A 7,607-nucleotide genomic window follows, 5' to 3' on the forward strand; every position below is an offset into this window, starting at 1 on the left:
CAACAAACCCCCCCCCCCCGCACCCTCCCCTGCCCGCAAACCGACAGGGCGGGAAACGCCCGGGGCCGCCCTGCCCGCCGGCGCCGGGCGCACGCGGCGCGGCGCGCTCCCGCCGGCCCCGGCAGCCGCCGCGCGCGGAACCGGACCCGGGCGCGGGCAGCCGTGCGCCCCCGACCCGTACGGGTCGGGGGCGCACCGCCGGGCTCCGGCGTCAGGAAGGGCAGCCGCTCACCACGTCACGGGCAGGTGGGCCAGACCGCCCGTGAGGGTGTCGTCGCGGAACTCCAGCTCGTTCGGGTCACCGGCCAGTTGCAGGTTCGGGAAGCGCTCGAACAGCGTCGAGAACACGATCTGCAGCTCCACCCGGGCCAGGCTCGCGCCGATGCAGAACCGCGGCCCGTGCCCGAAGGCGAGGTGCTGCGGGATCTCCCGGGTGATGTCGAAGACGTCCGGGTCGTCGAACATCCGCGGGTCCCGGTTGGCCGCGGTGAACGGCAGCAGGATCAGGTCGCCCGTCGGGATCGTCAGCCCGCCGACCTCGATGTCCTGGTGGGCGTAGCGGGGCAGCACGTCCTGCGTGGACGGCGCCGCCGCCCGCAGGATCTCCTCCACCGCGTTCTTCACCAGCCCCTGCGGGTCGGCCTGCAGCTTCGCCCGCTGCTCGGGGCTGGTGAGCAGCAGCAGCGTGCCGATGTCCAGCCGGGTCACCGTCGTCTCGTGCCCGGCGAACAGCAGCGCCGCGCCGAGCCCGGCGATCTCGTCGTCGCTGAGGTTCTCCCGCTCCTGCGCCTCGATCAGGTCGGAGAACACGTCCTGGCCGGGGTCCTTGCGCTTGACCTCGATCAGTTTGTACATGTAGCTCGTCAGCCGGTCCCAGGCCGCCTGGGACGTCGCCCGGTCGTACAGGTTCGTGGCCCCGTTGGAGTACAGCCGGAACTCCTCGCGGTCCTCGCCCGGCACCCCCAGCAGCTGGCAGATGACCAGCACCGGCAGCGGGAAGGACAGCGCCTCGTGGAAGTCGGCCGGGCGCGGCCCGGCCTCCATGGCGTCGAACAGCTCCTTGACGATCTGCGCGACCTCCAGGCGCAGCTTCTCCACCCGCCGGGCCGAGAACGACGGCGCGAACAGCCGCCGCATCCGGGACCGGTTGGCGACCTCGTCCTCCGGCTTGCCCAGCGGGCCGCTGATGACGGCCGCGTTCGCGATCCGCGCCGCGTTCTCCGGGTCCGGGTGCGAGCGGCCCAGCCGCGGGTCGTTGAAGAGTTCCTTGATCTCCTTGTACCGGGTGATCAGCCAGCCCTCGTCCCCGGCCGGCGTCCCCACCCGGGCCACCGGGTGACGCGAGCGCAGCTGGTGGAAGAGCGGTGCGATCGCCGTGGCCGGATTCTCCGGGTCCCGCGGGAACGGCAGCCGCGGCAGTTCCTGAACAGCAGTCACGATGAGCTACTCCTCGATGGTCTCTGAGGTCCGGGAGCGCGGCCTCGGGATGCGGCGCCCGGCATGCGGGACGTCCGAGAGCGAATGTCCCGGCACGGTATGCCGCGGCCCTAAAGCTGACTTAAAAAGGACCGCAAGCCCGCCGAAAGCGCCCCGCAAGGGCCCCGGACGACCCTGCTGCGCATGAAGGTCGAGAATGTCTTCCTGGCCGGCCTCGGCACGTATCTGCCGGACCGGGTCACCACCGCCGAAGCCGTCGCGAACGGCTGGTACGACGAGCAGGCGCGCGCCGCCGCCGGCATGGTCTCGGTGGGGGTCGCCGGGGACACACCGGCCCCCGACATGGCCGTGTCGGCCGCCCGGGAGGCGCTCAAGCGCTCCGAGCACACCCCCGACGACGTCGCCGCCCTGCTGCACACCCCGGTCCACCACCAGGGCCCGGAGATCTGGTCCGCCCCGCACTACGTGCTGCACCGGACGCTGGACCGCCCCGTCCCGGCCCTGGAGGTCCGGCAGGGCTGCCTCGGCATGATCACCTCGCTGCGGCTGGCCGCGCTGTGGCTGAACGGCACCCCGGGCCCCGACGCCGTGCTGGTCACCGCCGGCGACAACTTCTCCACCCCCGGCATCGACCGCTGGCGGGTCAGCTCCCACTACCTGCTCGGCGACGCCGGCTCGGCGGCCGTGGTGTCCCGGCGCGAGGGCTTCGCCCGGCTGCTGTCGGTGCACTCGGTGTCCTGCCCCGAGGCGGAGGTCCTGCACCGCGGCGGCGAACCCCTCTTCCCGCCCTCCGTCACCCTCGGCAAGCCACTGGACCTCGAGGAACGCAGCGACCACATCCGCGCCCAGTGGGCCGCCGGCATCGCCCCGCCGCTGTTCCACCTCGGCGACGTCGTCACCGAGGTCGTCGACCGGGTGCTGGCCGACGCCGGGCTGCGCATGGACGACATCGCCAGGGTCGCGCACAGCGCGGTCGCCCTGGACCAGATCCGCAACGGCTTCCTCGACCCGCTGGGCATCGACGAGGAACGCGGCACCTGGGAGTTCAACCGCACCCTCGGCCACTCCGCCGGCACCGACCAGATCGCCGGCCTGGAGTGGCTGCTGTCCACCGGCCGGGCCGGCCCCGGCGACCGGGTCCTGCTGCTGGCGGCCGCCGTGGGCATGGAGGTCGGCGCGGCCGTGGTGGAGATCACCGCCGCGCCCTGAACCCCGCGCCCCACGCCAGCCACCGACAGAGAGAAGACATCCATGGCCACGACCGCCGCACCCACCCGCCAGGAGATCCGCGAGGCGGTGGCCGCCGTCATCGGCGTCCCGGCCGGTGACCTCGCCGACGACACCAACCTCGTCCAGCAGGGCCTGAAGTCCCTGCACCTGATGCAGCTCATCAACACCTGGCGCCGCGCGGGCCACCGGGTGAAGTTCTCCGACCTCGCGGCCACCCCGACCGTCGCCGCCTGGTCGGCCCACCTCACCGCCCAGACCCCCGCCGCCTGACCCGCCCCGCCCCGATCTCCGCTGCCGCCGGCCCGATGCTCCGGCGGCAGCGGCCTTTTCACGGCCCCGCACACCCCGGCGCCCGCACCCACGACGAAGCCCCCGGCCGTCCCGTACGGCCGGGGGCTTCACCGTGGGGCGGGGTCAGTCCCCGGCCGGGCCGAACCAGCTGTCCGCCGCCCGCGCGAGCCCCGTCGCGTCCCTCCCGGGGTCACCCGCCCACGCCGCATGACCGTCGGGACGCAGCAGGACCGCCTCCACCGGGATCTCCGGGACCGGCTTCACCGCGGCGGCACACAGCCGGTCCGTACGGCCTGCCGTCAGCCGGCCGGCCGCGGCCGCGGCCCCGCCACCGGTGAGGTCGAGGAACAGACCGCGGCCCGCCGACAGCAGCTCCGGCACGCTCGTGGTGCCGTCCGCACCCACCAGCGGCACATGGGGCAGCCGGCGGCCCAGCGGGACCGGGGCACCCTGCGGGGCGTAGGAGACGTCCAGGCCGGTCGACAGCTCCAGCAGGTGGCGGTTGACGTCCGGATACGCCAGCAGCTCCGTCACCAGGGCGCGCACGGGCCCCACCCGCCGCGCCGGATGGATCAGCGCCAGCTGCGCGTCCGTGGCCGCCGCCGCCCGGACACCCTGCGGACGCCGCTCGGCGCCATAGGTGTCCAGCAGACCTTGCGGGGCCCAGCCCAGCAGCTCGGCGGCCAGCTTCCAGCCCAGGTTGGCCGCGTCCTGGAAGCACAGGTTCAGCCGCAGACCGGCCAGCGGATAGAACGTGTGCGCCGCGTCACCGACCAGGAAGACCCGGCCCTCGCGGTAGCGGTCCGCGATCCGGGTCGGCCCGCCGTACCGCTCCACCCAGCGCACCGGCACCTCCGGGAACGCCGAACCGTTGATCCGCCCGATCGCCGCGCGCAGCTCCGCCGCGTCCGGTACGACGTCCGCGCCCGGCAGCTCGGTGTCGAACTCCGCGGTAACGATCCGCGTGACACCGGTGTCCGTCGGCACCGCCGAATAGATCCCGCCACCGGGCGACACCTTCGAACCGCGGTGCTCCTCGGGCAGCTCGGCCGGCGACACCGCGACGTCCGCGACCAGCCCGCAGTTGGGCGACCCCGACCCCGGGAAGCCGATCCCGGCCAGCTCCCGCACCCGGCTCGACTCCCCGTCCGCGCCCACCAGATGGCTGCCGCGCACCACGTACTCGCCCCGCGGGCCGCGCACCCGCACCTCCACCCCGTCCGCGTCCTGGGTGAAGCCCACCAGCTCGTGCCCGCGGCGCAGCTCCGCGCCGCGGGCCACCGCGGCCTCGGCCAGCCGCCGCTCCACGTGCTGCTGGCCCAGCAGCAACGCCGGCTGGTGACGGCCCGCGAGCGCGCTGTCGTCCAGCCAGATCAGCGAGAAGTGCGTGCCCTGCACGGGCTTGCTGTGCTCCAGCAGCCCCGCGAGCAGACCGCGCTGCTGCAGCAGCTCGGCGGCCGACAGGTTCAGCGCCTGCCCGGGCACGTGCCCGCTGGGCGCGGGAAGCCGGTCGAGGACGACCGTGCCGACGTCCCACAGGGCGAGTTCGTGCGCGAGCATGAGCCCCGCGGGCCCACCCCCCGCGATGATGACCGGACCGGACATGCGTGTATCCCTTCCGGCAGCCCGACACCCGAAGGCGTCTCAGGCGATGCCGAGTTCGTTGTCGATGAGGTCGAAGATCTCGTCGTCCGAGGCGACGGACAGCTCGCTCGCCGTCAGACCGCCGTCCGCCGCCCCCCGGCTCTCCTCCAGCCGCACCAGGAAGTCCTGCAACCGCGCCGTCAGCCGCCCCGCCCCGCCCGGCGCGGCCACCGCGGCCTCACCCAGGCCCTCCTGCGCCCGGTCCAGCTCGGCCAGCAGCGCCGCGAACGGGTCCACCTCCGCCGGGGCCAGCAGCTCGTCCAGGTGGGCGGCGAGCGCCGCCGGGGTGGGGTGGTCGAAGATCAGGGTCGGTGACATCCGCTGTCCGGTGGCCGCCCCCAGCTGGTTGCGCAGCTCGTACGCCGACAGCGAGTCGAAGCCCAGCAGCGAGAACGGCCGCTCGGGATCCACCCCGGACGCGGAGGCGTGCCCCAGCACGGTCGCCACGCTCCCGCGCACCAGCGCGACCAGCTGCGCCCGCCGTTCGGCCGCCGGCAGCCCGGCGAGCCGCTCGGTCAGCGACGGCCCGCCCGCGGCCCCGCGCCGCGCCGCCGCACCGCCGCGCCGCGCCGTCCGGGCCCGGGCGAGGTTCTCGAACAGCGGGTCGAGCAGCCCGGCCGCCGAACGGTCCGCGAGCACCCCGGTGTCCACGCCCATGGCCACCGACAGCGGCTGGCGCAGTGCCAGCGCCGCGTCGAACTGCCTGAGCCCCTCCTGCGGCGACAGCGCCACCACTCCCGTCTGCGCCAGCCGGTCCAGTGCCCGTTCGTCGAGGTGTCCGGCCATGCCGTGGGTGGTGTGCCACAGGCCCCAGGCGAGGGAGGTGGCGGGCAGGCCGTGGGTGTGGCGGTGGTGGGCGAGGGCGTCGAGGAAGGTGTTGGCGGCGGCGTAGTTGGCCTGGCCGGCGTTGCCGAGGAGGCCGGCGGCGGAGGAGTACAGGACGAAGGCGGCGAGGTCGAGGTGGGCGGTGAGGCGGTGCAGGTGCCAGGCGGCGTCGACCTTGGGGCGCAGGACGTGGGTGAGGCGGTCGGGGGTGAGGGTGGTGAGGAGGGTGTCGTCGAGGACGCCGGCGGTGTGGATGACGGCGGTGAGGGGGTGGTCGGGGTCGACGGAGTCGATGAGGTGGGTGAGGGCGGTGGGGTCGGCGGTGTCGCAGGCGACGAGGCGGGGTTGTGCGCCTGCGTCGGTGAGGGTGCTGAGGAGTTCGGGGGCGGTGTCGGCGTCGGGTCCGCGGCGGCTGGTGAGGAGCAGGTGGCGGATGCCGTGTTCGGTGACGAGGTGGTGGGCGAGGAGGCGGCCCAGGGAGCCGGTGGCCCCGGTGATCAGGACCGTGCCCCGCACGTCCAGCCCCCGCGGCACCGTCAGCAGCGTCTTGCCGACGTGCTGCGCCTGACTCAGGAAACGCAGCGCCTCCGGCGCGTTGGCGATGTCCCAGGCCGTGATCGGCGGCGGGACCAGCGCCCCGCTGTCGAACAGCGCGATCAGCTCCTCCAGCATCTCCTGGATGCGGCCGGGACCCGCGTCCTGCACGTCATAGGCGGCGTACCGGACACCGGGATGGGCCGCCGCCACCTCGCCGGCCTCCCGGATGTCGGTCTTGCCGATCTCCAGGAAGCGTCCGCCGCGCGGCAGCAGCCGCAGTGAGGCGTCCACGAACTCGCGGGCGAGCGCGTCGAGGACGACGTCCATGCCCTGGCCGCCGGTGCCGGTGAGGAAGTGCTGTTCGAAGTCGGTGGTGCGGGAGTTGGCGAGGTGGGCGTCGTCCAGGCCGAGGGCGCGCAGGATGTCCTGCTTGCCGGGTGAGGCGGTGCCGTACACCTCCGCGCCCAGGTGCCGGGCGATCTGCACGGCCGCCATCCCCACACCACCGGCCGCGGCGTGCACCAGCAGCCGCTCCCCGGCCCGCAGACCCGCCAGGTCCACCAGCCCGTAGTACGCCGTCAGATACACCACCGGCACGACGGCGGCCTGCTGGTACGACATCCCCGCCGGCACCCGGGCCACCAGCCGCTGATCCGTCACCCCCAGCGGCCCGAGACCGCCGGACGGGAACATGCCGAACACCCGGTCGCCGGGCGCGAACCGGCTCACCCCGGGCCCGGCCTCCACCACGACACCGGCACCCTCGCCACCGATCCGCGCGTCGTCGCCCGGATACATGCCGAGCCCGATCATCACGTCACGGAAGTTCAGCCCGCCCGCCCGCATGGCCACCCGTACCTCACCGGGCGCCAACGGCCGCTCCCCCTCCGGGTGGGCCACCAGGGCGAGGTTCTCCAGCGTGCCCCGGCTGGTCACGTCCAGCCGCCACGCACCCTCTCCCGCGGGCGGGGTGAGCACACCGCGCGCGTCGTCGGCCCGCACCAGCCGGGGCACGAACGCGGCCCCGTCCCGGACCGCGGCGTCCGGCACCCGGGCGGCCAGAGCCGCCCCGACCGCCTCCATGGCCGCACCGGTCGGCTCGTCGACGTCCAGGAGCGCGAACCGCCCCGGATTCTCGGTACGCGCCGACCGTACGAGCCCCCAGACCGCCGACGCGGGCAGGTCCCGCACCTCCGGCCCCGGCCGCACGGCCACCGCCCGCCGGGTGACGACCACCAGCTCGGCCGCGGCGAGCACCGCGTCCTCGGCCCACTCCCGGGCCAGGGCGGCGACCTCCCCGACGAGGGCATGCGTCGCCGCCGGCACGTCGTCGCCCTCCTGGTCACCGACGCGGGTGACGAGGACCCGCGCCGGTATCCCGCCCTCCGCGGCGCGCAGCCCGTTCAGGTCCGCGAACGCGACGGCGCCCTCCAGAGCCCGGGCCAGCCCGAGCGGATCGGGCCCCAGGACGCCCACCGCACCCGGCTCCGCCTGCGGCCCACCCGCCTCCAGAGGCTGCCACTCCAGCAGATGCAGCGGATTCGCCGCCGCCGAGCGCAGTTGGCCGGGGGTGAGGGGGTGCAGGGTGAGTTGGCCGAGGGTGAGGGTGTCGGTGGTGAGGGTGAGGGTGCGGTCGGTGGTGG

The 7,607-nt window shown here is 74.7% G+C and carries 5 protein-coding genes; 2 read left to right on the top strand and 3 right to left on the bottom strand.

Annotated elements, in window-relative coordinates:
- Nucleotides 1-228: 228 nt before the first annotated feature.
- A complete protein-coding gene (locus ACZ6CZ_RS36160) occupies nt 229-1,437 on the bottom strand; it encodes a cytochrome P450 (RefSeq protein WP_469030010.1) in 1,209 nt (402 codons plus the stop codon).
- A 183-nt stretch (nt 1,438-1,620) separates the two neighbouring features.
- On the opposite strand from ACZ6CZ_RS36160, the gene ACZ6CZ_RS36165 reads away from it, so the two are divergent.
- Nucleotides 1,621-2,646 (top strand): ketoacyl-ACP synthase III family protein, encoded by a 1,026-nt coding sequence (locus tag ACZ6CZ_RS36165; RefSeq protein ID WP_469030013.1) that lies wholly within the window; start codon nt 1,621-1,623, stop codon nt 2,644-2,646.
- Between the two features lie 42 nt (nt 2,647-2,688).
- Complete coding sequence (locus tag ACZ6CZ_RS36170; protein WP_469030015.1) at nt 2,689-2,937, top strand: phosphopantetheine-binding protein; 249 nt, start codon at nt 2,689-2,691, stop codon at nt 2,935-2,937.
- Nucleotides 2,938-3,081: 144 nt separating this feature from the next.
- Here ACZ6CZ_RS36170 and ACZ6CZ_RS36175 read toward each other — a convergent pair whose 3' ends face one another.
- Together ACZ6CZ_RS36175 and ACZ6CZ_RS36180 are read right to left on the bottom strand one after the other, a co-directional pair.
- Complete coding sequence (locus ACZ6CZ_RS36175) at nt 3,082-4,563, bottom strand: FAD-dependent monooxygenase (protein ID WP_469030018.1); 1,482 nt, start codon at nt 4,561-4,563, stop codon at nt 3,082-3,084.
- Between the two features lie 39 nt (nt 4,564-4,602).
- Nucleotides 4,603-7,607, bottom strand: a 3,005-nt coding sequence (locus ACZ6CZ_RS36180; protein ID WP_469030020.1) for an SDR family NAD(P)-dependent oxidoreductase, incomplete at its 5' end; no start/stop codon positions are given.

Source organism: Streptomyces sp. NPDC041135, from assembly GCF_055592085.1.

What these genes read in the sequence shown, in the direction of transcription:
- ACZ6CZ_RS36175 (WP_469030018.1), bottom strand. Translation starts at nt 4,563, where the DNA reads ATGTCCGGTCCGGTCATCATCGCGGGGGGTGGGCCCGCGGGGCTCATG.
- ACZ6CZ_RS36170 (WP_469030015.1), top strand. Translation starts at nt 2,689, where the DNA reads ATGGCCACGACCGCCGCACCCACCCGCCAGGAGATCCGCGAGGCGGTG.
- ACZ6CZ_RS36165 (WP_469030013.1), top strand. Translation starts at nt 1,621, where the DNA reads ATGAAGGTCGAGAATGTCTTCCTGGCCGGCCTCGGCACGTATCTGCCG.